Raw genomic sequence first — 23,724 nt, 5'->3', positions numbered from 1 at the left:
ACACTGTGTCTTGTCCTGCAGATGCCGTTAACCCTGGTGCTCCTGCTACTATTCAGGATGCCTGCGGTAGAGATGTTATCCCTGTGCTTATTGGACAGGATGACCCTTCTCCTGATTGTGAAGGTACTGTGGTTTGGAGATATAGATACACCGCTTGTGACGGTGAAACAACTGCTGACTGGACTTATACTTACACTATTGATACTCCCAATTTCAATTTACCAAATAATGAATTATCAAACATAACTTGTATTGACGATGCTCAAGTGATCCCAACACCACCTGTTTCTGTTTTTGATGCTTGTGGAAATATAATAATCCCAACTGGTCCTGTTATTAGTGCTGACCCGGTTTGTAATGGGGTTAAAACTTACACTTGGACTTACACAGATTGTGCAGGAAATTCAAATGAATGGGTTTATACATACAACTTAAATGATAATATAGCGCCAATTATAGACAACTCTAATATTGCTGATATCAATATTGAGTGTGCTGTTGATGATCCACAAAAATTAACCGATTGGCTAAATAATCATGCTGGAGCAACAGCAAGCGATAATTGCAGTGATGTAACATGGACAAATAATTATGGACAAGATACAAGTGTTAAATGTAAAGAAGGAAAAGGTATTACCATAACTTTTACAGCTACCGATGCTTGTGGTAATTCATCAGAAACAACTGCAATTTATCACATTCAAGATAATATTGCTCCAAACTTAACAACAACAGCATCTGATTATATTGCAGAATGTGATGGTTCTGGCAATACACAAGAATTAGATGATTGGTTAGCTTCTAATGGAGGTGCCACAGCTACAGATGACTGTTCTTCAATTAGCTGGTCTAATAACTTCACTTCTTTAAGTGATGATTGTGGAAATACTGGTTCGGCTACGGTAATCTTTACAGCTACTGATGCTTGTGGAAATGCATCATCTACAACTGCAACCTTCACAATCGAAGATACAACGCCTCCGGTATTAACAGTACCTGCCGATATCACTATCGAGTGTACTGAAGATGAGACAAGTGCTAATACAGGTATTGCAACATCAACCGATACGTGTAGTGATGTAACCATTACTGAAAGTGATAATGTTGTAACGGCTTGTGGTAATACGAAAGTAATCACCAGAACTTGGACAGCTACTGATGAGTGTAACAATGCAACTGTATTAACGCAAACCATTACTGTTGAAGATACAACGCCTCCGGTATTAACGGTACCTGCCGATATCACTATCGAGTGTACTGAAGATGAAACTAGCACGAATACTGGTGTAGCTACAGCTACCGATACTTGTGGGGATGTAACCATTACTGAAAGTGATGATGTTGTAACGGCTTGTGGTAATACAAAAGTAATCACAAGAACTTGGACGGCTACTGATGAATGTGGTAACCCTACTTCTGCAACGCAGACTATTACAGTTCAAGATACAACGCCTCCGGTATTAACAGTACCTGCCGATGTTACTATCGAGTGTACTGAAGATGAAACTAGTGCGAATACTGGTGTAGCTACAGCTACTGATACGTGTGGGGATGTAACCATTACTGAAACTGATGACGTTGTAACGGCTTGTGGTAATACGAAAGTAATCACCAGAACATGGACGGCTACTGATGAATGTGGTAACCCTACTTCTGCAACGCAAACTATTACAGTTCAAGATACAACGCCTCCGGTATTAACAGTTCCTGCCGATGTCACTATCGAGTGTACTGAAGACGAAACTAGTGCGAATACTGGTGTAGCTACAGCTACTGATACTTGTGGTGATGTAACCATTACAGAAAGTGATACTGAAGTTATTACTTGTGGTAATACCAAAGTAATCACCAGAACATGGACGGCTACTGATGAATGTGGTAACCCAACTTCTGCAACGCAAACTATTACTATAGTTGATACTGTTGCTCCTACAATTACCGCTCCCGATAGTGTAACTATTGAATGTTCTGAAGATGTAACAAGCGTGAGTACTGGTGTTGCTACTGCTACCGATACTTGTGGTAATGTAACCATCACGGAAAGTGATTCTGAGGTTGCTGCTTGTGGTAACACCAAAGTAATTACCAGAACATGGACAGCGACTGACGACTGTGGTAATTCTGCATCGGCAACACAAACCATTACAGTTGTAGATACAACGGCTCCAACCTTTGTTGAATCCTTACCTACAGATATAACTGTAGAATGTGATGCCGTTCCAGCTATTGACGACGTCGTTTTAACAGCAACAGATGGCTGTGGAAATGCCATAGTAACTGTTGAAGATGTAAGAACAGACGGTTCTTGTCCTTCTAGTTATTCAATTGCCCGTACTTGGATTGCTACCGATGATTGTGGAAACACCGTTTCTCATACACAAAACATCACGGTTCAGGATACCAAAGCACCTGAGAATATTACAGAATATGAAGAAACCATAGCTGTTACTTCCCTAGATATTCCTGATGCTCCTGAATTAGAATTTACAGACTGCTCTGAATACACTGTTGAATTTACAGAAGAGAGTACTTTCGTTGAAAACCAGTTTGTAGATTATCAGATTACAAGAACCTGGACAGCAGTTGATGCTTGTGGTAACGAATCTGTGTACACACAAACCGTATTAATCGCTATTCAAACCGTAACAACAAGAACAACAGCAAGTCCTATCTGTTATGATGACGGTGCTGTAGACTTAAGAGATATCCTTGAAGGACTTATTCCAAGTGACGTAAACCTTCAAGGTGTTTGGGAATTTATTCAAGGAAATGATGTTGCCACCCTAATCGGTTCTATTTTCGACCCAACGAAATTACAACTAGGTGAAGATTTCAATCCTGGTGAAGTATTAGAATTCTTAGTTAAGTATAAGACCACCAGAGACGGTTCTATCTTTGAAACCGAACTTACACTTCAAGTTGATTCAGATTGTGTGGTATTACCATGTGGTGAGAATGATATTGAGATTTCAAAAGCGGTAACTCCTAATGGAGACTCATATAATGAATCATTTGATATTAAAGGAATCGAACTCTGTGGATTCGTCGCAGATGTAAAGATCTTCAACCGATGGGGAGCTTTAATCTACGAGTCTAGCAATTATACCCTAGGTGAAAATATGGGAGACTGGAGAGGTCGTTCGAATAAATCATCTTTCGGATCTTCTGATACAGTACCAAACGGAACTTACTATTATATAATAACATTAAAAGATAGTGGATTGGCACCATTTACAGGACCAGTTTATTTAGGAACTAAATAAAAATCTTAACCTATGAAACTTTTTAAACATTACATAATCGCTATTGCATTATTAAGTTGTACGGTTGGACTCGCGCAACAATTACCGCAGTTCACTCAGTACATGTATAATACAATATCTGTTAACCCGGCTTATGCTGGTAGTAGAGAAGCCTTGAGCATTGTAGGATTACACAGAAGCCAGTGGGTTGGTTTTAAAGGAGGTCCTATAACACAAACCCTTTCTATTCATAGTCCGTTAAGAAACGACAGAATAGGCTTAGGTTTATCATTTATAGAAGACGATTTAGGTCCTGAAAACTTCACCTACTTATACGGTGACTTCTCCTATGCCATTCCAACCGGACAAACAGGAAAACTGGCTTTCGGTCTTAAAGGAGGATTTACCCAATATAGTCTGGATTCTGAATTTTTAAATGACCCTAGTGTGGTTGAAGACACCTACTTTCGAGGGTTTGCTAATCGCTGGTCTCCGAATATCGGTCTTGGTGTTTACTGGAGTACGAATAAATGGTACTTAGGTTTATCGACACCAAGAATTCTAAACACCGATAGAAACAATGAGGAGGGTTACGAAGCCTTAGAGCGTTTGAGTTACTATTTTACCGGTGGTTATGTATTCGACCTTAGTAAAACAATAAAATTCAAACCTGCATACTTAATAAAAGCAACAAACGGTGCCCCATTATCGTACGATCTTACAGCGAACTTTTTATTCAATGAAAAGTTTTGGTTAGGTGGTTCATATAGAATCAACGAACAAACTGCTGCTATTGGAGGTATCGTAGATTTTCAAATTTCACGACAACTACGTATAGGATATGCTTACGAGAAAGCCATTTCAGATATTGCTGACTATACAACAGGAACACATGAAATCCTGCTTATTTACGAATTCAAATTCTTAAGTACTAAACTAAAATCACCTAGATACTTCTAATACCCTAAGATATGAAGATTAAAAATTACATTTTAGTATTCGCTGCACTACTGTTAACCTTCACTGTGTTCGCTCAGCAAGGGAAGCAAAATAAGGCAGACACACTATTCAATAAATTTTCTTTTGTAAAAGCGGCAGAAGTTTATAAGGAGCTTATTGCTAAAGATTACAACAAAGATTATGCAACAAGAAAACTGGCAGATTGTTATGCCTTGTTGAGAGATCCGAAAAATGCCTCTAAATATTATAAAAAGGTGGTTGAACAAGATAATGTTCCTGTAGAGTATTATTATAGCTACGCGCAATCTTTAAGAGGTATTAAAGATTATGAAGAATCTGAAAAATGGTTAGAACGTTACAAGGATTCTGGTGGTGTTGTAAACAGTAATGATTTCTCTAAAGATTCAAATTTCATAACCAATGTATTCAACGCAAAGCAACAATATTTCTTAGATAAATTCAATTTTAACTCAGAGTATAGTGATTTTGGTGCTTACGAGCACGATGGCAAAATATACTTCTGCTCTACCCGAGATGCCGGCGTTGCTATTAAACGTTTATACGGATGGAACGAACAACCATTCTTAGATGTTTATGTAACCGAATTAGACTCTGAAGAAGAAGTAGACCATACTAAAAAATTACAAGGAGATATCAATACTGTGTTTCATGATGGTCCTGTGACCATTACAAAAGACGGTAAGTATATGTATTTCTCTCGAAACAATTTTAAAGATAACGTAGAAAATAAAGACAACAAAGGTCTTACTAATATGAAAATCTATAGGGCTACTTTTAGGGATAGCATCTGGACAGATGTTGAAGACTTAGCCATTAACAGTGATAACTATTCAACACAACACGCCGCTCTAAACAGTGATGATACTAAGCTTTACTTCGCTTCAGACCGACCAGGAGGTATGGGTGGATCTGATATTTACGTCGTAGATATTTCTGCCGATGGTGTTTTAGGAGAGCCTAAAAACTTAGGAGACGTTGTAAATACCAATGGAGCTGAAGGGTTTCCTTTTATAAATAATGAAGGCACCTTATTCTTCTCATCAGACGGTCATGTTGGTCTGGGAATGTTAGACGTTTTTGCTTCGATAAATGATGAAAATGACAATATCATTGATGTTATTAATTTAGGCACTCCGGTTAACTCCAGTAAAGATGACTTCTCATTCACTATGAGTGCGAACGGAACTGCTGGTTATTTTGCATCCAACAGATCTGGAGGTAAAGGTGACGATGATATTTATGCTTACAACAGAATACCTCCATTAAAAGTTGAAGGTGTTGTTTCAGATGCCATTAACAGCAATCCAATCCCGAATTCAACCATCAAATTATACGATGAAAAGGGTGGACAAATCGCTTATATGGAAACCGATGAAAACGGCTACTACTCCATTAATATAGATAGAAACCAAGATTACAAAATTGTTGGAAGTCATGACAAATACATAGAGGATTACAGAACGTTTACCTCTAAAAATTTGAAAACAGAATTAACAACAATAACTGCGAACTTATTGTTAAACCCTGTAGAAGACGTTGTAACCCTTGCTCAGTTAAATACCATTTATTTTGACTTTGATAAGTATAACATCAGACCTGACGCGGCTCAAGAGTTAGATAAGATTGTCGATTTAATGGTTAACCAATATCCTGATATGGTAATTAGAATTGAATCGCATACCGATTCCAGAGGTTCTTTATCTTACAATGATAAATTGTCGATAGACAGAGCAAATTCTACTTATGAGTATTTAATCTCACATGGTGTTGCCCCTGAACGAATTACAGCTCATGAAGGATTTGGTGAACGCAGATTGACCAACGGATGTGACGGTAGTGAGGATTGTGAAGAACAAGCACACCAGTTAAACAGACGTACACAATTTATCGTTATTAAAATGGAATAACGACAAAGGAAAAATAAGCTAAATTCAATATTTTAAAAACCCATTAAGACTTGTTCTTAGTGGGTTTTTAGCTTTAAATAGAAATACCTTCATCTCAAAATATTTATAAAGAACAAAGATGTTATCTGACACTATACTCTAAACAGATTTCTTGCTTTCACAACTCCTTTTATGCTAATTCTTTCTGTTCATAATCTAATAGGTATAGTTGTACTATTATATCCTTATTCAGGAAAGTCCTAAGTCATTAACTATAACTATAGTCCCCAAATATTAAGAAGCTTAAAACAAAAAAAGCCTCCCCAACCAAGGGAGGCTCATACCTAAAGCTAAATTCAATAACAATTAAGTTATCAAGGTATAACCTATTAAATACATAACAGGTTATGCGGTAATTGCTATCAAACTGAGACTAGCAAATAATTATTTTTTAATGAAGATATTGGTGTAATACCATTTACCTTCAGTGTTTACTTCGGCAGAAATGTCGAAGTTTGTAAAATCACCTTCAATGGTAGCGCGGTGCCCTTCGCTTTTTAGCCATGCATTAACTACCGATTCTGCAGAACTGTAACCATAAGCCACATTTTCAGAAACTTTAGATGCCCCTGCATTAGCCTTTAAGTATTCACTACGCTTAAAAAAATTAGCATGCGATACTTCATTATTATCTACCATATAATCGGTGTGTGTGTAAGCCACAGATTTTACAATGTTCATATCCAATAAAGGATCAAGCCCTTTTGATAACCTGTGATCATTTATAAGGTCTAAAATTTCGACTTCAATCGATTTGTCTTCTAAAATTATTAAACTAAATTCTTCACCTTGTACTTCATCTTCAAGACTATCAGTGGTACAAGAAAAGCTTAGAATAGCTAGGAGAGCCAAAAAAGGCAGTTTGGTTGATAACTTCATGGTTAGGTAAATTTAGATTTGGTTCTGTAAATTTAGAAGCCTAACTTGAAGTAACTGTTAAAGAAATGTTAAAATCGATTAACGACGTGTTTTTTATCGTTAAATAATGTATTTCATCGATTAAAAATACTCGGCGCAATGAAAAACATGTATTTCAGCGGTAAAATTATGGAGATAGTCGATCAATCTGCCAATTATAATCTGTTTGTAATCTATATCTAATGCGATCGTGTAATCTGTTAGCTCTACCCTGCCAAAATTCCATTTCAACAGGCTTAACAATATAACCTCCCCAATACCTTGGTCTGGTTATTTCTTTGCCTTCGTATTCCTGTTCCAAATTGTAGAGTTTTTGCTCTAAGACCTCTCTACTCTCAATCACTTCACTCTGATCTGAAGCCATAGCACCTAATTGACTACCACGTGGCCTAGATTCAAAATAGCCATCGCTTAAATTTTCAGCTATTTTTTCAGCCTTACCTTTAATGATTACCTGACGTTCGGCACCATGCCAAAAGAAAGATAAACAAACATTTGGGTTATTTGCAATAGCCTTGCCTTTCTCACTGTTATAATTGGTATAAAAAATAAAGCCTTCGTATGTATAACGCTTAAGCAGTACTACTCTACTTTTCGGAAATCCATCCAACCCGATGGTTGAAACGGTCATAGCATTAGTTTCATCTTCAACAAAAAAACTATCCACTTCATAAAACCATTTTTGAAACAATTCCATTGGATTTTCGGGAGCATCCTGCAATAATAACTCTCCTTTTTCATAAGATTTTCTATAGCTACTTAAGTCCTTTTCCATACTAATCTAAAATTATTCAAAATTAAATATTTCTTTTCATTCCTTAATAAAATAATCTTTCTAAATTAGGCCCTCCCTAACGAATTAATATGACATTTGAGAATTCTGCCTATTACGATAGAACGCAGTTCTTTAAATTAGAAAAGCCATTTGGCACCTTTTATTTTGGTGAAAAGTTTATTTTATCCGAAATGATTGAAGGTGTCCACTTTGATTGGAATATGGCTCAAGATTTATTGAATAACGTTAATGCATTTTATGGAACAAAGCCTAGAATAGCCTATATCTCTAACCGCATCAATTCCTATTCTGTAGATCCACATAACTGGAATAAATTAGTTAAACATATTTTTATTATAGCGAGTGCTATTGTTATATACAACGATATGGCTTATTTAAATGCTACCTTAGAAAAACGATTTTCGAAATCTAGTATAAAGCGCTGTACATCGTTAAACGAAGCTATTGAATGGGTGTTAGGTTTAAGAGAATTTAATTAAAATCGAACACCTTACCATCTTGAGATAACCTAACGTTTTTAAAGACTTCCTGTGCTTCTTCTTTAAACGGTTTTAAGCTGTCGTAGCGCGTTGAATAATGTCCTAGCAACAAAACCCCTGCATTCGCTTTTTTAGCAATTGTAGCGGCTTCTTTTGCGGTTGAATGTTTTGTTGGTGAAGCTAAATGTGCATGCTTTTCTAAAAATGTAGATTCATGATATAAAACATCGACATCTTTAATGATAGGCACAATATCTTCTTTGTACATAGTATCACTACAAAAGGCATAGCTTTTAGACTTTTTACCAGGTTTTGTCACTTTTTCATTAGCGATTAACACCCCATCTTCATTTACAACATCAAACCCTTGTTGTAGTTTTCTATAGTAAGCCATATCTATATTAGCCTCCTCAACCAGATTAATATCTAATTTGCGATTACCTTCCTTTTCTTTAAAAAGGTATCCGTTGGTATATACACGATGATTTAAAGGAATGGTATACACTTCAACTACTTCGTCTTCAAAAATTAATTCTGAATTGTTAGATGTTAACTCATGGAAAATAAGCTTATAATTTGTCCAGGAGTCGGAAAGTTTCATTTGAAGCGTAATAACTTCTTTTATGCCTTTTGGCCCATAAATATGTAAATCGGTTTCACGAGTAAGTAATCGAAATGTAGAAATCAGCCCAACAAGACCAAAAAAATGATCACCATGCAAATGCGAAATAAAAATATGCTTAATCCTGTTAAACTTTATTTTATGCTTTCGTAACTGCACTTGAGTACCTTCACCACAGTCTATTAAAAACATGTGGTTGTTAATTTCTAAAACTTGTGATGTGGTATTGGTTAAAGCTCTTGGTGTAGCACTGTAACATCCTAATATTGTGAGCTTCATGTATTATGGGGTTTTATAATTAATAGCATCGACTACCGAAAATTTACTTTTAAAGGTAAACGCATACGGCGTTTCTCCATGTGAATTTAAGTAATCTAAGCGAATTTTCGCATCTTTTAAAGTAGGTTTATAATCAATTGGCACATACCAAAATGCCATATGCTTCATTTTTACTTTAGAAAACCACTCTTTTTTTCTCTTAAAAACCTCAATATGATCGGAATGATAAATGTAATTGAAAAGTGACTCAAGATCTTCCCAAACAGAAATATTAACTAACAGGTTGTCTTCCTTAAAAACAGACAAAGCTTCATCTTTGTCTTCATCTTTAAAACGCCAAACAAAACCGTCGCTTTTATCGGCTAGAGCATTTATTCGGTCAACATTATTTATAAAATCCTGCATAATAGGATCGCTAATTGGTGCTAAACCTTTCGCGATATTAACCTGTGCAAGATGGTAGGTCTTCATTTTTTAAAACCCTAAATCGCGCTCCATTTCTTCCATTTCAATAATATCGTATGCTTCCTGAGTTGTAGGCACTACGACAATTTCATCTGGAGTTTCATCTAAATCAATCTTATCGGTAACAATGACAAACGAGTGTTTAGATCCACGATGCGTATTTGAAATTTCTAAAAATTCAACAATATCATGTACACCAAGTGTTTTTAATGTCGATAAAATAACAATGATGTTACTGTTCTTAAACTTAGGGTATAAGGCCTGAAGTTTTTTAACTAACTCTGGAAGGGTTGCTTTTTCCTGAGTAATAATCGATATGTTTCCGTCTTGATCTATAATCATTGTTTATTGTTTTATTTTAGACGCCAATAAATATATAACAGCCATTCTTACGGCAACACCATTTTGAACCTGATCTAAAATGATGGCTTGTTTAGAATCGGCCACATCGCTCGTTATCTCTACACCACGATTAATTGGCCCCGGGTGCATGATTGTAATTTCTTTATCTAGAGAATCTAATAACTCTTTATTTACCCCGAATTGTTGAGTGTACTCACGTGTTGACGGGAAATAACTAATATCCATACGCTCGTTTTGTACACGAAGCATATTTGCCACATCACACCAGTTTAAAGCTTTACGAAGATTAGTTTCTACTTTTACACCTAACTCATGAATATAACGCGGAATTAAAGTTTTTGGTCCGCAAACCATAACTTCTGCGCCTTGTAATTGTAAAGCAAAAATATTAGAAAGCGCTACCCTACTGTGCAAAATATCACCAACAATAACCACTTTTTTACCTGCTACATCACCTAAACGCTCTCGAATAGAATACGAATCTAATAAGGCCTGTGTTGGATGTTCGTGCGCACCATCTCCGGCATTTACAATACTGGCGTTAACGTGTTTTGATAAAAATACGCCTGCACCAGGGTTTGGATGACGCATCACCACCATATCTACCTTCATAGATAAAATGTTGTTTACGGTATCGATAAGCGTTTCTCCTTTTTTAACTGAGGATTGTGCTGATGAAAAATTTAAAACGTCAGCAGATAAACGCTTTTCAGCCAACTCAAAAGACAACTTGGTTCGGGTTGAATTTTCAAAAAACAAATTGGCAATGGTAATATCTCGAAGTGAAGGCACTTTTTTAATGGGCCTGTTTATCACCTCTTTAAAATGATCGGCGGTTTCAAAAATAAGTTGAATATCTTGCTCATTAAGATATTTAATTCCTAACAAGTGATTTACACTTAATTCGCTCATTTTCTATGTTTAAAGTTAAGTGTTTAAACCTACCTGTATCAGTAGGTTAAACGGGTAAAATTATCGTTCTATAAGGTAAACTGAATCTTCATTATCTTTCTCCTTCCAGTTTACACGTACTTTCTCATTATTAATCACATCTACCTGTCTCCCTCTGTAGTTTGGTTGAATTGGTAAATGCCTGCTAAAACGTCTATCAATTAACGTTAAAAGTTCAATTTCGTTCGGGCGACCAAACGACTGTATCGCTGTTAATGCGGCTCTTATACTCCTACCGGTATATAATACATCGTCTATAAATACGATGTTTTTATCTTCTACTAAAAAATTGATTTTGGTTTTATTGGCCTCTAAAGGCTTTTCTCCTCGGCGAAAATCATCTCTAAAAAACGTAATGTCTAAATATCCTAACTGGATATTTTCAACCTTGTAATCTTCTCGTAAAATTTTAGCAATTCTATCGGCTAAATACACACCACGTGGCTGTAAACCAATAAGTACGGTATCAGAGAAGTCTTTATGTTTTTCAATAAGTTGACAAGCCAATCGGTGAAGAATGATGTTTACCTCTTTTTCGTTAAGTAAAACTTTTTGACTCATATACTATCCAAACGTATTTGGAGAACAAAGTTAGTTAAAAAAAACGTGTGAACCATACAGAAATGATGGTGTATTTAAAATAAAAATATCTAAACCACAGTTATAGATTATTAACTACTGAACAGTAAACACATAAAAAAAGACCTTCAATTTCTTGAAGGTCTTTTAGATTTATAATGGATTCCTAATTAAAGGATGTAAAATTATTTTTTACCGTCCATTTTGTCTTTAAGAGCTTGTAAAGCATCGTTAGCATCACCTAAAGTTGGTTTTGCTTCTGCTGCTTGTGCTTCAGCTTTTCTAGCTGCAGCTTTTACGTTAGCGATTTCTTCTGCTTTAAAGATAGCAGTATGAGATGCAACTACACGCTTAAACTCTTTGTTGAACTCAATAATTTTGAATTGAGCGGTTTCACCCTTTTTAAGTTTGCTTCCGTCTTCTTTTTCTAAGTGACGAGAAGGGATGAATGCAACGATATCTTCGTTAAATTCTACTGTAGCTCCTTTGTCTACGATTTCAGCGATAGCGCCTTCGTGAACAGTTTCTAAAGCAAATTCAGTTTCGTATTTATCCCAAGGGTTTGCAGTTGTTTGTTTGTGACCTAAAGATAATTTACGTCCTTCAACATCTAACTCTAATACTACAACTTCTAACTCATCTCCAGCTGAACAGAATTCGCTAGGGTGCTTAATTTTCTTAGTCCAAGATAAATCAGAGATGTAAATTAATCCGTCGATACCTTCTTCTAATTCTACGAATACACCAAAGTTAGTGAAGTTACGTACAATACCTTTGTGTTTAGAACCTACAGGGTATTTAGTAGTAATGTCTGTCCATGGATCTGCAGTTAATTGCTTGATACCTAAAGACATTTTACGCTCTTCTCTATCTAATGTTAAGATAACTGCTTCAACTTCGTCTCCTACAGATACGAAATCTTGAGCTGAACGTAAGTGCGTAGACCAAGACATTTCAGATACGTGAATTAATCCTTCAACACCATCAGCTACTTCAATAAATGCACCGTAATCTGCAATTACAACAACTTTACCTTTTACTTTATCTCCTACAGCAACTGTATCAGCTAAAGCTTCCCATGGGTGTTTGCTTAATTGTTTTAATCCTAATTGGATTCTTGATTTATCTTCATCAAAATCAAGGATTACAACGTTAAGTTTTTGATCTAACTCAACAATCTCATTTGGATGGTTGATACGAGACCAAGAAAGATCTGTAATGTGGATTAAACCATCTACACCACCTAAGTCGATGAATACACCGTAAGAAGTAATGTTTTTAACAACACCTTCTAATACTTGACCTTTTTCTAACTGACCGATGATTTCTTTCTTCTGAACTTCGATATCAGCTTCGATAAGCGCTTTGTGAGATACTACTACGTTCTTAAATTCGTGGTTGATTTTAACAACTTTGAATTCCATAGTTTTGTTTACGTACTGATCGTAATCTCTAATTGGCTTAACATCTATTTGAGAACCTGGTAAGAATGCTTCGATACCGAATACGTCTACAATCATACCACCTTTAGTTCTACACTTAACAAAACCGTTAACGATTTCTCCAGTTTCGTTTGCTTTAATCACACGATCCCATGCTTTGATTACACGAGCTTTTCTGTGAGATAATACTAATTGACCAGTTGCGTCTTCACGAACGTCGATTAATACTTCTACTTTATCTCCAACAGCTAAGTTAGGGTTGTAACGGAACTCGTTTAAAGAAATTACACCTTCAGATTTAGCGTTGATATCGATAATAGCATCTCTATCAGTAATGTGTACTACAGTACCTTCAACAACTTCATCATCTAAAGTGTCAACGAAATTCTCAGCTACTAATTTTTCAAATTCTTGTAATTGTTGAGCGTCTACTTCGTCAATACCTTCTTGGTAGTTGTGCCAGTTAAACTCTTTTAAGAATTTTTCAGGGTTTGCTTTAGCTTCAGATACTACTGGAGCTTCAACAGCTTTAGCTTCTGTTGCTTCAACTTCAGCTTGTTTTGCTTTTTCAGCCATGTGCTGATTAAAAATTTGTATTTTGTATGCTTAGGAAATATTACGCGGCAACCACACAAAAGTGTTATTAAATATTTGATATACAATCCTTTTACCTTTCCTGAACCGCTAAAAGGAGTGCAAAAATACATATTATTATGCTAATTACCTAAAAATGAGAAAATAAATTTAGTAGTGACTTCCTTCCTACTTTCGGGTCTAATTAAACAGGACTTAAAATCTTAACTTTTTAATAAAAGATAATAGTCTATAAATCATTATATTGAAGGAAAAATATTAAACACTTATAATTATGACAGCAAAAGAAAAATACCAACCGGTGTTAGATTTAGGCGAAACTCTAAATGTTAAAGATGGTAAAGTTGAAGAAAAAGAAAACAAATTAAACGTATGGGGAACTACTAAAACCCAATACGAAAAAAATTTACTTTGGGATAAAATAAAAGAGATTGGTGGTAATAATCCCGAAGATATTATGGCTGACATTAAAGTAGAAGATACCAGCGTTTATGCAAGACATACCGTGAAAAGCGGAGAAACTTTAGGTAAAATAGCAAAACACTACTATAAAGATGCTTCTAAATACCAAGCCATCTTTAATGCGAATACCGATAAACTTAAAAACCCGGATTTAATTTATCCTGATCAGGAATTAGTGATTCCAAATTTATAAGAGATTAAGTAAACAAAAAGAGCGGTAAATACCGCTCTTTTTGTTTACTTATTTAATGTTTTGTTTACCAATTCAAGAATAACACTGAATTGCTCTTCTAAGGTTAAATTAGAATTATCGACTTCAATCGCGTCATCAGCTTTTACCAATGGCGAATCTTCCCGATGTGTGTCAATATAATCGCGTTCCTGAACATTTTTTAAAACCTCATTATACACAACCTCATCGCCTCTAACAACAAGCTCTTTGTAACGACGTTGCGCTCTGGTTTCAGCAGACGCCGTCATGAATAGTTTTAGTTCGGCATCTGGAAATACAACAGTACCAATATCGCGACCATCCATAACCACACCTTTATCTTTTCCCATTTGTTGCTGTTGCTCCACTAATTTGTGTCTGACTTCAGAAACAGCTGCAACAGTACTAACAAATTTGGACACTTCAAGGGTTCTGATTTTCTTTTCTACATTAACCCCATTTAAATATACTTCAGCAAAACCCAAAGCATCATTAAACTTAAAACTGATGTTAACATTTTCAAGATGCTCTATTAAACTTACTTTATCAAAACCATTCTCATCAATAAATCCGTGACTCATGGCGTAATACGCTACTGCACGATACATTGCTCCAGTATCTACATACACATAGCCTAAATGCTTTGCTAACTGCTTTGCAACCGTGCTTTTTCCTGTTGAAGAAAACCCATCTATTGCAATGGTAATTTTATTATTCATGTTATTGTAAGTCTATTTGTAAACCGAAAAAATTAGAGTTCGCCGCACTGGTATATTTGGCATGCGTATAACTAAAACGAAGTTTATTTAATTTGATGGAGAATCCAGCAGATAATCCTGAAAAGTTACGTTGATCGACCAAACGTAACTCCTCTGCTCTTCTAAAATTATAGCCTAATCGAATATTGAAGCCACCTTCCGGAAACACCTCTGCTCCAATAATGGTATGCCTAATGACTTGACCTAAAAATCCAATTTTCTCTTCAGTCTGATTTCCATTTAAATCACTTGTAACACGAGACGGATTTGGTCTAGCTATGGGCCACTCTTGTAAATTCTCTAAAGTGACATGCCAACGAATCGGTACATTCTCTAAAGTTTGCGACATACCAAAATCAACTTCTAATGGTAATTTCTCCTGAAGTCCGGCATAGGTTGTAATTTGGGTTCCCAGATTTCTAATCGCTAATGCCGCGTGAAAGTCATTCACCTCATCGATATATATCAATCCTAAATCCACCGCAGCACCAAATGAATTGTACTGTTCTAATTTAGATGTTATCAATTTTAAATTTCCACCGAAATAAAAATCAGAATACCCTATTTGTAATGCATACCCCAAGGACAAAGCCGTTTCGCTACCCGTAAAGGTTCCAGTAGAATTTCCATCTTCGTCGTAACCATCAAAAGAACCGTAGTTAATGTAGGTTATCCCCCCATGAAAGGTTTGTGTACGCCTGTCTACCGTATACGCATAAGATGCCGTTCCATAACTAATACCGCCTAAATAACTCGTATAGTTTAACGCCAGCTGATTATCCATTTCCATATTAATGGTTGCCGGGTTAAAAAGCCCTTGAGTCACATCGTAATCGACGTTGGTTAACACCTTTCCTCCTAGGGCTGCCTGACGCGGTGATGAGACTAAGTTCAAAAACTGATACGTTGCTTCGCCTCCTAACTGCGCATAGGAGATAACTGAAGTAAATACAGTAAAAGCGACAATAATTTTCTTTAGCATATATAGGGCGCAAAGTAAACAAATCTATCTTAAAACGATAACATGGCCTTTTTATTTTAATAAAAAAATACAGATAAATTGAATGTTAATTAATGATGGTTACAAAAATGTTTTAGAAATTAATACTTTAGAACACATTATCACAAATAACTATTCTTTAAATGGAATTAAAATCGAAAACATGAAATTTCTATTAAGCATCTTAAGTCTGTTTTTATTTCTTAACATACATTCTCAGAATACTAATCTAAATAAAGGAAAGTCTTCAAAGCAATATTTTGAATCCATACCCATTGAAATAGTTAAAAATAAGATTATTTTACCTGTAGGCATTCAAGGAAAAACCTATCGCTTTATTCTTGATACCGGAGCTCCAAATGTTATTTCAAACGAGCTGAAAGAAATTTTAAACACCTCAAAAACTAAAACCATTACAATTACAGATGCCAATGGAAAGCAAAACCAATTAGAACTAATACTACTTGATAAACTAAACATAGGTACTGTAGAATTTACAAAAACACCAACCTTAATTTACGACTTAAATAGCGACCCCGTTTTTAAATGTTTTAAAGTAGATGGATTTATTGGTAGTAATCTTTTAAGAAATTCAATTCTTCAGATTAATATGAAAAGTAAGCAGATCATTATTACTGACGATGCTAAAACTCTGAAATTAAACAAAAGTGAAGCTTCATATATTCAATTTATAGACAACCAAAGTAGCCCATACATCTGGATTAACCTGGAAGGAAAACACAAAGCCAGAGAGCGGATTTTAGTAGATACAGGCATGAGCGAATTTTACAACATCGCTTTAGAAAACTTTAAACTGTTAAACACGAAAGAAATATTCAAAATTAAAGGTAAAAGCACAGGTGCTTCGGGAATAGGCCTTTTTGGCACACTACCAACAAATGAACAATACAAAGTTTTAACGCCTGGATTAAAACTAAACCATGTCGTTTTTGAAAATGTTCCTGCACAGACATCTAACGACAATAACTCAAAAATAGGAACGAAATTGTTACAAAACGGAATAACCACTATAGATTACAAAAACAAAAAATTCTATTTTGAAACAGACACCAACCCTATAAACGTTAACCGCCCAGAATTAGGATTTTCACTTTCTGTTAAAGATGAAAACGTTATTATTGGATATATCTGGAACGAAAACTTGAAAAGTAAATTACATTACGGAGACCAACTCTTAGAAATAAATGACATCCCTGCAAATTTATGCGACATTATTACCTCTCAAATAATTTCTGATGACCTTAACCATATAAAAATGAAAATACAACCTGTTAAAGGCGAAGTCTTCGAAATAACCGTTAACAAAGAATAAACATAAAAAAAAGAGGCTGAAATCCAACCTCTTTTTAATTTATAGCTTTTTAGCATTTGTTACCTTTTGATTCGTGATGGCTATTTTAATAACCTCACTCATATCTGTAACGTAATGGAAGGTTAAGCCTTTTAAGTATTCCTGCTTAATCTCCTCAATATCACGTTTATTTTCTTCACAAAGAATAATCTCTTTTATTCTGGCGCGTTTCGCCGCTAAAATTTTCTCTTTAATACCTCCTACCGGAAGCACTTTACCCCGAAGCGTAATCTCACCTGTCATTGCCAGACTCTTCTTAACTTTCTTCTGAGTAAATAAGGACACAAGAGAAGTTAACATCGTAATACCTGCACTTGGTCCATCTTTGGGCGTTGCGCCTTCCGGCACGTGAATATGCACATTGTATTTGTCGAACACTTCATTATCAATGCCGAATTCATCAGCATTGGCTTTAATGTATTCCATAGCAATAGTAGCAGATTCCTTCATCACCTTACCTAGGTTTCCGGTAATATTAAGCATACCTTTCCCCTTAGAAAGAATAGACTCAATGAATAGAATATCTCCTCCTACGCTAGTCCATGCTAATCCCGTAACAACACCTGCCACATTGTTATTCTCGTATTTATCACGTTCTAATTTAGGTCTTCCAAGCACTTCAATAATATCTTCGTTTGTAACCTTGACATTATACTCTTCTTCCATAGCAATGTTCTTAGCTGCATGACGCACCATTTTTGCTATTTGCTTTTCTAAACCACGAACACCTGATTCTCTGGTATAACCTTCTACTATTTTTTCTAGTTGTGGCTTTCCTATTTTTAAATGCGAATCATCCAAACCATGCTCTTTTAATTGCTTTGGCAATAAATGACGCTTAGCAATCTCTACCTTCTCTTCAATGGTGTATCCAGTAACGTTAATTATCTCCATACGATCGCGTAATGCCGGCTGAATACTTCCTAAGCTATTAGATGTTGCTATGAACATTACTTTAGAAAGGTCGTAACCCATCTCTAAGAAGTTATCATAGAATTCACTGTTTTGCTCAGGATCTAAAACCTCAAGCATTGCTGAAGACGGATCTCCGTTATGAGAATTGGTTAATTTATCAATTTCATCAAGAACAAATACAGGATTCGACGTTCCTGCTTTCTTCAAACTCTGAATGATACGCCCTGGCATGGCACCTATGTAAGTTTTTCTATGTCCACGAATCTCTGCTTCATCACGTAAACCACCAAGCGAAATACGAACATACTCTCTACCTAAAGCCTCAGCTATAGATTTACCCAAAGAGGTTTTACCTACTCCCGGAGGTCCGTAAAGACATAAAATAGGCGACTTCATATCGTTACGTAATTTCAATACCGCTAAGTACTCAATAATACGACGTTTAACATCTTCCAATCCGAAATGCTCACGATCTAAAATCTTTTTAGCACGCTTTAAATCGAATTTATCCTGACTGTATTCATTCCAAGGTAAATCTAAAAACAGTTCTAAGTAATTACGCTGAATAGAATACTCTGCCACCTGAGGATTCATGCGTTGCATCTTCGATAATTCCTTCTCGAAATGTTTCGCTACTTTTTCATCCCATTCTTTAGTAAGTGCACGCTCACGCATCTCTTCAATCTCTTCCTCATGATTTACGCCACCCAATTCTTCCTGAATGGTTTTCATTTGCTGATGCAAGAAATACTCACGTTGCTGCTGACTCATATCCATTTGCACCTTAGACTGAATATCGTTTTTAAGTTCCAGTTTTTGAAACTCAACATTCATGTATTTCAAAGTTGCAAGTGCTCGTTTTTTAAGGTCATCAATTTCTAATAGCGACTGCTTTTCGGCAACCGTTAAATTCATATTTGATGATACGAAATTGATTAAAAACGAATTACTTTCAATGTTTTTAATGGCAAAAGACGCCTCACTTGGAATATTCGGACTCTCTTTAATAATATTTAAAGCCAATTCCTTTATAGAATCAATGATTGCAGAAAACTCTTTATTCTTAACTGCTGGCTTTGCTTCAGGTAAATCTCTTACCGTAGCATTCATATAAGGTTCTTCGGTAAGAACCTCTGCTACTTTAAAACGCTTTTTACCCTGAATAATAACGGTTACGTTACCATCGGGCATTTTTAAAACACGTAAAATTTTGGCAACCGTACCCACCTCATTAATTTCTTTGACCGTTGGGTTTTCTACCGACTCATCTTTTTGAGCTACTACACCAATAATCTTAGAGCCTTTGTTTGCGTCGTTAATTAGTTTAATAGACTTATCACGACCCGCCGTAATAGGAATAACTACTCCTGGAAACAATACAGTGTTTCTTAACGAAAGTATAGGCAAAGTTTCGGGCAGCTCTTCGTTGTTTATTTCTTCTTCGTCTTCAGGTGTCATTAAAGGAATTAATTCTGCGTTTTCGTCAAAATCCTGTAATGACAAACTGTCAAGGGTTAAAAAATTTGATTTCTTCATATGTATATTTAAGCCAATCTGTCAGTCAACAGACTAGTCTTTCAGATTTAATAATTAACCTATAATATCAATTGTTTTAGATTCAGTCGTTTAAACAATTAAAATTATACATCTTTCTTATATAAAGTCAATTCCTGTGCCATAATAGTAAACACGACAAAACAATACAGTAAAAGAAGTTTACCCAGAAAAAAGCCCATCCTAAATTTAAAATGGGCCTTTACTTATATTTTACCTGCCTTTTTCAACACATATAACAAAGCAATGGGTATCGCTAATAATACAACCATTAGCATATGCTCTTGAAACAAACTTGGAGCTAAAAACAACGTTATAATATATCCTCCAACAGCACCTCCAAAATGCGCGTCATGACCAATATTGCCGATTCTGTTTTTCATACCGTAAATAGAATATAGTAAATATCCAACACCAAAAACATATGCAGGAATTGGAATTGGCACAAAGAACAAATACAAACTCATATTCGGTTCCAATAAAATAGCAGAATACAAAATACCTGTAACTGCGCCGCTGGCTCCTACTGCACTGTAATGATATTCATTTTTATGAAAGTATAATGACAATACATTACCAAACAACAAACTTCCAATATAAATAAACAGAAAACCAACTGTACCTAAACTCCACAACACGGTATTTGCAAAAAAATACAAGGTTAACATATTAAACAGTAAGTGCTGTGTGTCGACATGTAGAAAAGCAGAACTGAATAATCTAATTTTTTCCCCGCGTTGTACATTACCAACCTGAAACTTATACCTATCGAAAAATCCGTAATCACTAAATCCTTTATAGGATATTAGCACATTCGCTGCAATTATTACAATAGTTATTAAATTTAAATTCCCCATAAAGCTTAAAAGTTTATTTTCAAATTAGCATATATTTGTCCCTACAAATCTAAAATTAATTCATGCAATTCTTAGCATATATTCTTGTTTATCCTCTTTTATGGATTATTTCCATACTTCCCTTTCCAATCCTGTATCTTATTTCAGACGGACTGTATTTGCTTATGTACCATATTGTAGCCTACCGAAAGAAAGTCGTTAAAAGCAATATTAAGCTGGTTTTTCCTGAAAAGACAGACGAGGAAGTTTTAATCATCACAAAAAAGTTCTACAAGCATTTATGCGATATGTTTTTAGAGATGGCTAAAACACTCACCATCTCTGAAAAAGAATTAAACAAGCGATTTAAAATAAAAAATCCGGAAGAATTTAAACGTCTGGAAAGTTTAAATAAAAGTATCATCCTAATGTTTGGGCATTATGCCAGCTGGGAATGGTCTGTCGTGCTTCAGAATTACATTAACTTTAATGGTCTTGCTGTTTACAAGAAATTATCTAACAAATATTTCGATAATTTAGTAAGACGTATGCGTTCAAAATTCAATACTACGCTTATTAGCACTAAAGAAACCATCAACACGATAAATGAAAACGAAAGCCAAAATATTAAAAGCATTATGGCTTTTTTAAGTGATCAATCACCACGGTTAACTAAAGAAGTCTATTGGGGGCATTTTATGGGTGTAGAGGTTCCTTGTTTTACTGGAGCAGAACGTTTAGCTAAAAAATTAGACTTAACGACGGCTTTCCTGAAAGTAACTAAGGTAAAACGCGGACATTACGAAGCTGAAATTATGACTTTAGCCGAAGACAGCACCGTTTATAAAGACTACGAATTAACCGATATGTTTTTACGTGAAGTAGAAAAACAAATTCACGAAGCTCCCGAATATTACTTCTGGACACATAAACGCTGGAAATACAAAGACCAAAAACCTGAATAAAAAACAAAAGGCAACATTAAAAATGTTGCCTTTTGTTTTTTACAAATTCTTTACTATTTAAGCTCTTTTCCTTGTGTTGTAAATGAAATACCTTGCTGTCCTGAAGTTGAAATCATAACACTTTCAAAAAACGGTGAGTTTGATGTATTCTTAATTCGCCAGTCAAATAAGAAATTTGCTCCGGTTCCTCCTTCTTCATCACGTTCATCTATAACAATTTCTACTGCTTCCATTGGGGCCACAAAAATGGTTTTATCAAAATATGTACGTATCGCATTTCCATGGGTATCGAAATAGGTGGCTTTATCGATATAAACCGTATCAGAAACATTTATATTTCTAATACTTACTGTAGCTGTTAAACTATGAATACGGTGTTCTGTTTCGCTATAAATTTGAGAATACACCGATAAATATGTTTTCCCCTGAACTAAAGAATCAGGTAAAGTTGAATGGACCATTCTTTTTTTCCAATTCACTTCGTCAACAGAACTGTATTCCTTCTCCTTATCGCACGACTGCAAAAAAAGCATTGCCAATAATACGGTAAATAAAAATTTTGTAGTCATGACTAAAATAGTTTTTAAACGTTAATACCCGCAATCGAACCAATCTCTTCTATAAACTTATCTGCCAAATCATCGGCTAAGGTTTGAGATTTAGCTTCAGTATAGATTCTTACAATAGGTTCTGTGTTACTTTTTCTTAAATGTACCCAGTTTTCAGGAAAATCAATTTTTACACCGTCAATCGTAGTCAGCTGTTCATTTTGATAACGTTCTTCAATAGCTTTTAAAATAGCATCGACATCAAGACTTGGTGTTAATTCAATTTTCTTTTTACTCATATAATAGTCTGGGTACGTTTTTCTAAGTTCACTAACCTTCATATCTTTTTCTGCTAACAAGCTTAAAAATAAAGCCACACCAACCAAGGCATCACGTCCGTAATGTGCTTCGGGATATATAATTCCGCCGTTACCTTCACCACCAATAACTACCTTGTTTTGCTTCATGAGCTTCACCACATTCACTTCACCAACGGCACTAGCTTCATAAGTACCTCCGTACTTTTCGGTAACATCACGTAACGCACGTGTTGAACTCATATTACTCACGGTATTTCCCGGTGTTTTACTCAATACATAATCGGCACAAGCCACAAGGGTGTATTCTTCACCGAACATCTCTCCATTTTCATCTACAAACGCTAAGCGATCAACATCCGGATCAACCACAATACCGAAATCAGCACGTTCCTCAACAACACGTTTAGATAATTCTGACAAATGCTCCTTTAAAGGTTCCGGATTGTGCGGAAAATGTCCGTTAGGCTCACAATATAACTTAACAACTTCTACACCTAACCGCTCAAGCAATAAAGGTATCGCCCAGCCTCCTGTAGAATTCACACCATCAACCACCACTTTAAAACGGGCCTCTTCAATGGGATTTACAGTTACAAGCGGTAAATCTAAAACCTCAATGATATGTAAATCGATGTATGCTTTATTCTTTGTTATTTTTCCTAGGCTATCAACATCGGCAAAATCGATTGTGCCGCTTTCAGCAATCTCTAAAATTTTAGCACCTTCAACACCGTCTAAAAACTCTCCATCGGAATTTAACAACTTTAAGGCGTTCCATTGTTTAGGGTTGTGACTTGCTGTTAGAATGATACCTCCATCGGCATGCTCCATAGGAACAGCTACTTCTACCGTAGGAGTTGTCGACAAACCTATATCTACAACATGAATACCCATACCAACCAGAGTGTTCATTACCAAATCCTGAATCATTTTACCCGAAATACGAGCATCTCTACCCACAACAACTTTATAATCTTTTTTATCTCTCTGTTGCTTTATCCATGCGCCATAAGCGGCTGCAAATTTAACCGCATCAATAGGCGTTAAATTCTCTCCTACCTGCCCTCCTATGGTTCCTCTAATTCCCGAAATCGATTTTATTAATGTCATTAATTTTTTTAATTAA

At 35.5% G+C, this 23,724-nt stretch carries 21 protein-coding genes; 7 read left to right on the top strand and 14 right to left on the bottom strand.

The features are described 5' to 3' along the window. From ICJ85_RS00990 to ICJ85_RS00980, 3 genes are all read left to right on the top strand, one after another. On the top strand, positions 1-3,263 hold a 3,263-nt coding region (locus ICJ85_RS00990; protein ID WP_194420785.1), incomplete at its 5' end, for a gliding motility-associated C-terminal domain-containing protein. A 12-nt stretch (positions 3,264-3,275) separates the two neighbouring features. Then, positions 3,276-4,202, top strand: coding sequence for a PorP/SprF family type IX secretion system membrane protein (locus ICJ85_RS00985; RefSeq protein ID WP_188221902.1), 927 nt, complete (start codon positions 3,276-3,278; stop codon positions 4,200-4,202). An 11-nt stretch (positions 4,203-4,213) separates the two neighbouring features. After that, positions 4,214-6,130 carry an OmpA family protein gene (locus tag ICJ85_RS00980; protein WP_241739465.1) on the top strand — a complete coding sequence of 639 codons (1,917 nt, stop codon included), beginning with the start codon at positions 4,214-4,216 and terminating at the stop codon, positions 6,128-6,130. A gap of 423 nt (positions 6,131-6,553) precedes the next feature. On the opposite strand, the gene ICJ85_RS00975 is transcribed toward ICJ85_RS00980, so the two are convergent. Beyond that, on the bottom strand, positions 6,554-7,048 hold the full coding sequence (locus ICJ85_RS00975) for a CAP domain-containing protein (protein ID WP_188221901.1): 495 nt from the start codon (positions 7,046-7,048) through the stop codon (positions 6,554-6,556). Between the two features lie 166 nt (positions 7,049-7,214). Then, positions 7,215-7,862, bottom strand: a complete 648-nt coding sequence (gene pdxH, locus ICJ85_RS00970) for a pyridoxamine 5'-phosphate oxidase (protein WP_188221900.1) — start codon at positions 7,860-7,862, stop codon at positions 7,215-7,217. A gap of 89 nt (positions 7,863-7,951) precedes the next feature. On the opposite strand from pdxH, the gene ICJ85_RS00965 reads away from it, so the two are divergent. After that, positions 7,952-8,362, top strand: a complete 411-nt coding sequence (locus ICJ85_RS00965) for a hypothetical protein (protein WP_188221899.1) — start codon at positions 7,952-7,954, stop codon at positions 8,360-8,362. Here the strand turns inward: ICJ85_RS00965 and ICJ85_RS00960 are convergent. The 6 genes from ICJ85_RS00960 to rpsA all read right to left on the bottom strand — a co-directional run bounded on the left by ICJ85_RS00960 (position 8,355) and on the right by rpsA (position 13,639). Beyond that, a complete protein-coding gene (locus tag ICJ85_RS00960; RefSeq protein WP_188221898.1) occupies positions 8,355-9,263 on the bottom strand; it encodes a ribonuclease Z in 909 nt (302 codons plus the stop codon). The two genes, ICJ85_RS00965 and ICJ85_RS00960, sit on opposite strands and share 8 nt — an antisense overlap. A 3-nt stretch (positions 9,264-9,266) precedes the next feature. Beyond that, positions 9,267-9,734, bottom strand: coding sequence for a DUF3291 domain-containing protein (locus ICJ85_RS00955; RefSeq protein WP_188221897.1), 468 nt, complete (start codon positions 9,732-9,734; stop codon positions 9,267-9,269). Positions 9,735-9,737: 3 nt separating this feature from the next. After that, positions 9,738-10,070 carry a ribonuclease Z gene (locus ICJ85_RS00950; RefSeq protein ID WP_188221896.1) on the bottom strand — a complete coding sequence of 111 codons (333 nt, stop codon included), beginning with the start codon at positions 10,068-10,070 and terminating at the stop codon, positions 9,738-9,740. Positions 10,071-10,073: 3 nt separating this feature from the next. Continuing rightward, entirely contained in the window at positions 10,074-11,003 is a 930-nt protein-coding gene (locus ICJ85_RS00945) for an aspartate carbamoyltransferase catalytic subunit (RefSeq protein WP_188221895.1), read from the bottom strand. 60 nt (positions 11,004-11,063) lie between these two features. After that, on the bottom strand, positions 11,064-11,603 hold the full coding sequence (gene pyrR / locus ICJ85_RS00940; RefSeq protein ID WP_188221894.1) for a bifunctional pyr operon transcriptional regulator/uracil phosphoribosyltransferase PyrR: 540 nt from the start codon (positions 11,601-11,603) through the stop codon (positions 11,064-11,066). 203 nt (positions 11,604-11,806) lie between these two features. Beyond that, the gene (gene rpsA / locus ICJ85_RS00935; protein WP_188221893.1) at positions 11,807-13,639 is read right to left on the bottom strand and encodes a 30S ribosomal protein S1; all 1,833 of its coding nucleotides are present in this window, start codon (positions 13,637-13,639) and stop codon (positions 11,807-11,809) included. Between the two features lie 292 nt (positions 13,640-13,931). Here rpsA and ICJ85_RS00930 point away from each other — a divergent pair, with 292 nt between their 5' ends. Then, on the top strand, positions 13,932-14,312 hold the full coding sequence (locus ICJ85_RS00930) for a LysM peptidoglycan-binding domain-containing protein (protein ID WP_188221892.1): 381 nt from the start codon (positions 13,932-13,934) through the stop codon (positions 14,310-14,312). 44 nt (positions 14,313-14,356) lie between these two features. Here ICJ85_RS00930 and cmk read toward each other — a convergent pair whose 3' ends face one another. Together cmk and porQ are read right to left on the bottom strand one after the other, a co-directional pair. Beyond that, the gene (cmk, locus tag ICJ85_RS00925; RefSeq protein WP_188221891.1) at positions 14,357-15,049 is read right to left on the bottom strand and encodes a (d)CMP kinase; all 693 of its coding nucleotides are present in this window, start codon (positions 15,047-15,049) and stop codon (positions 14,357-14,359) included. A gap of 1 nt (position 15,050) precedes the next feature. Then, complete coding sequence (porQ, locus tag ICJ85_RS00920; RefSeq protein ID WP_188221890.1) at positions 15,051-16,070, bottom strand: type IX secretion system protein PorQ; 1,020 nt, start codon at positions 16,068-16,070, stop codon at positions 15,051-15,053. A 181-nt stretch (positions 16,071-16,251) separates the two neighbouring features. On the opposite strand from porQ, the gene ICJ85_RS00915 reads away from it, so the two are divergent. Then, positions 16,252-17,421, top strand: a complete 1,170-nt coding sequence (locus tag ICJ85_RS00915; RefSeq protein ID WP_188221889.1) for a retropepsin-like aspartic protease — start codon at positions 16,252-16,254, stop codon at positions 17,419-17,421. Positions 17,422-17,460: 39 nt separating this feature from the next. Here the strand turns inward: ICJ85_RS00915 and lon are convergent, their stop codons facing one another. Both lon and ICJ85_RS00905 read right to left on the bottom strand, forming a co-directional pair. After that, positions 17,461-19,911, bottom strand: a complete 2,451-nt coding sequence (gene lon, locus ICJ85_RS00910) for an endopeptidase La (protein WP_188221888.1) — start codon at positions 19,909-19,911, stop codon at positions 17,461-17,463. A gap of 224 nt (positions 19,912-20,135) precedes the next feature. Continuing rightward, positions 20,136-20,786, bottom strand: a complete 651-nt coding sequence (locus tag ICJ85_RS00905; RefSeq protein WP_188221887.1) for a rhomboid family intramembrane serine protease — start codon at positions 20,784-20,786, stop codon at positions 20,136-20,138. 62 nt (positions 20,787-20,848) lie between these two features. On the opposite strand from ICJ85_RS00905, the gene ICJ85_RS00900 reads away from it, so the two are divergent. Continuing rightward, positions 20,849-21,730 carry a lysophospholipid acyltransferase family protein gene (locus tag ICJ85_RS00900; RefSeq protein ID WP_188221886.1) on the top strand — a complete coding sequence of 294 codons (882 nt, stop codon included), beginning with the start codon at positions 20,849-20,851 and terminating at the stop codon, positions 21,728-21,730. Between the two features lie 53 nt (positions 21,731-21,783). On the opposite strand, the gene ICJ85_RS00895 is transcribed toward ICJ85_RS00900, so the two are convergent. Both ICJ85_RS00895 and glmM read right to left on the bottom strand, forming a co-directional pair. Further along, entirely contained in the window at positions 21,784-22,299 is a 516-nt protein-coding gene (locus tag ICJ85_RS00895; protein ID WP_188221885.1) for a DUF3124 domain-containing protein, read from the bottom strand. Positions 22,300-22,313: 14 nt separating this feature from the next. Further along, the gene (gene glmM, locus ICJ85_RS00890; RefSeq protein ID WP_188221884.1) at positions 22,314-23,708 is read right to left on the bottom strand and encodes a phosphoglucosamine mutase; all 1,395 of its coding nucleotides are present in this window, start codon (positions 23,706-23,708) and stop codon (positions 22,314-22,316) included. Positions 23,709-23,724 lie beyond the last annotated feature (16 nt).

Source organism: Aestuariibaculum marinum (assembly GCF_014596975.1).
Taxonomy (GTDB): Bacteria; Bacteroidota; Bacteroidia; order Flavobacteriales; family Flavobacteriaceae; genus Aestuariibaculum; species Aestuariibaculum marinum.
This window is presented reverse-complemented; position numbering and strand designations above follow the sequence as displayed.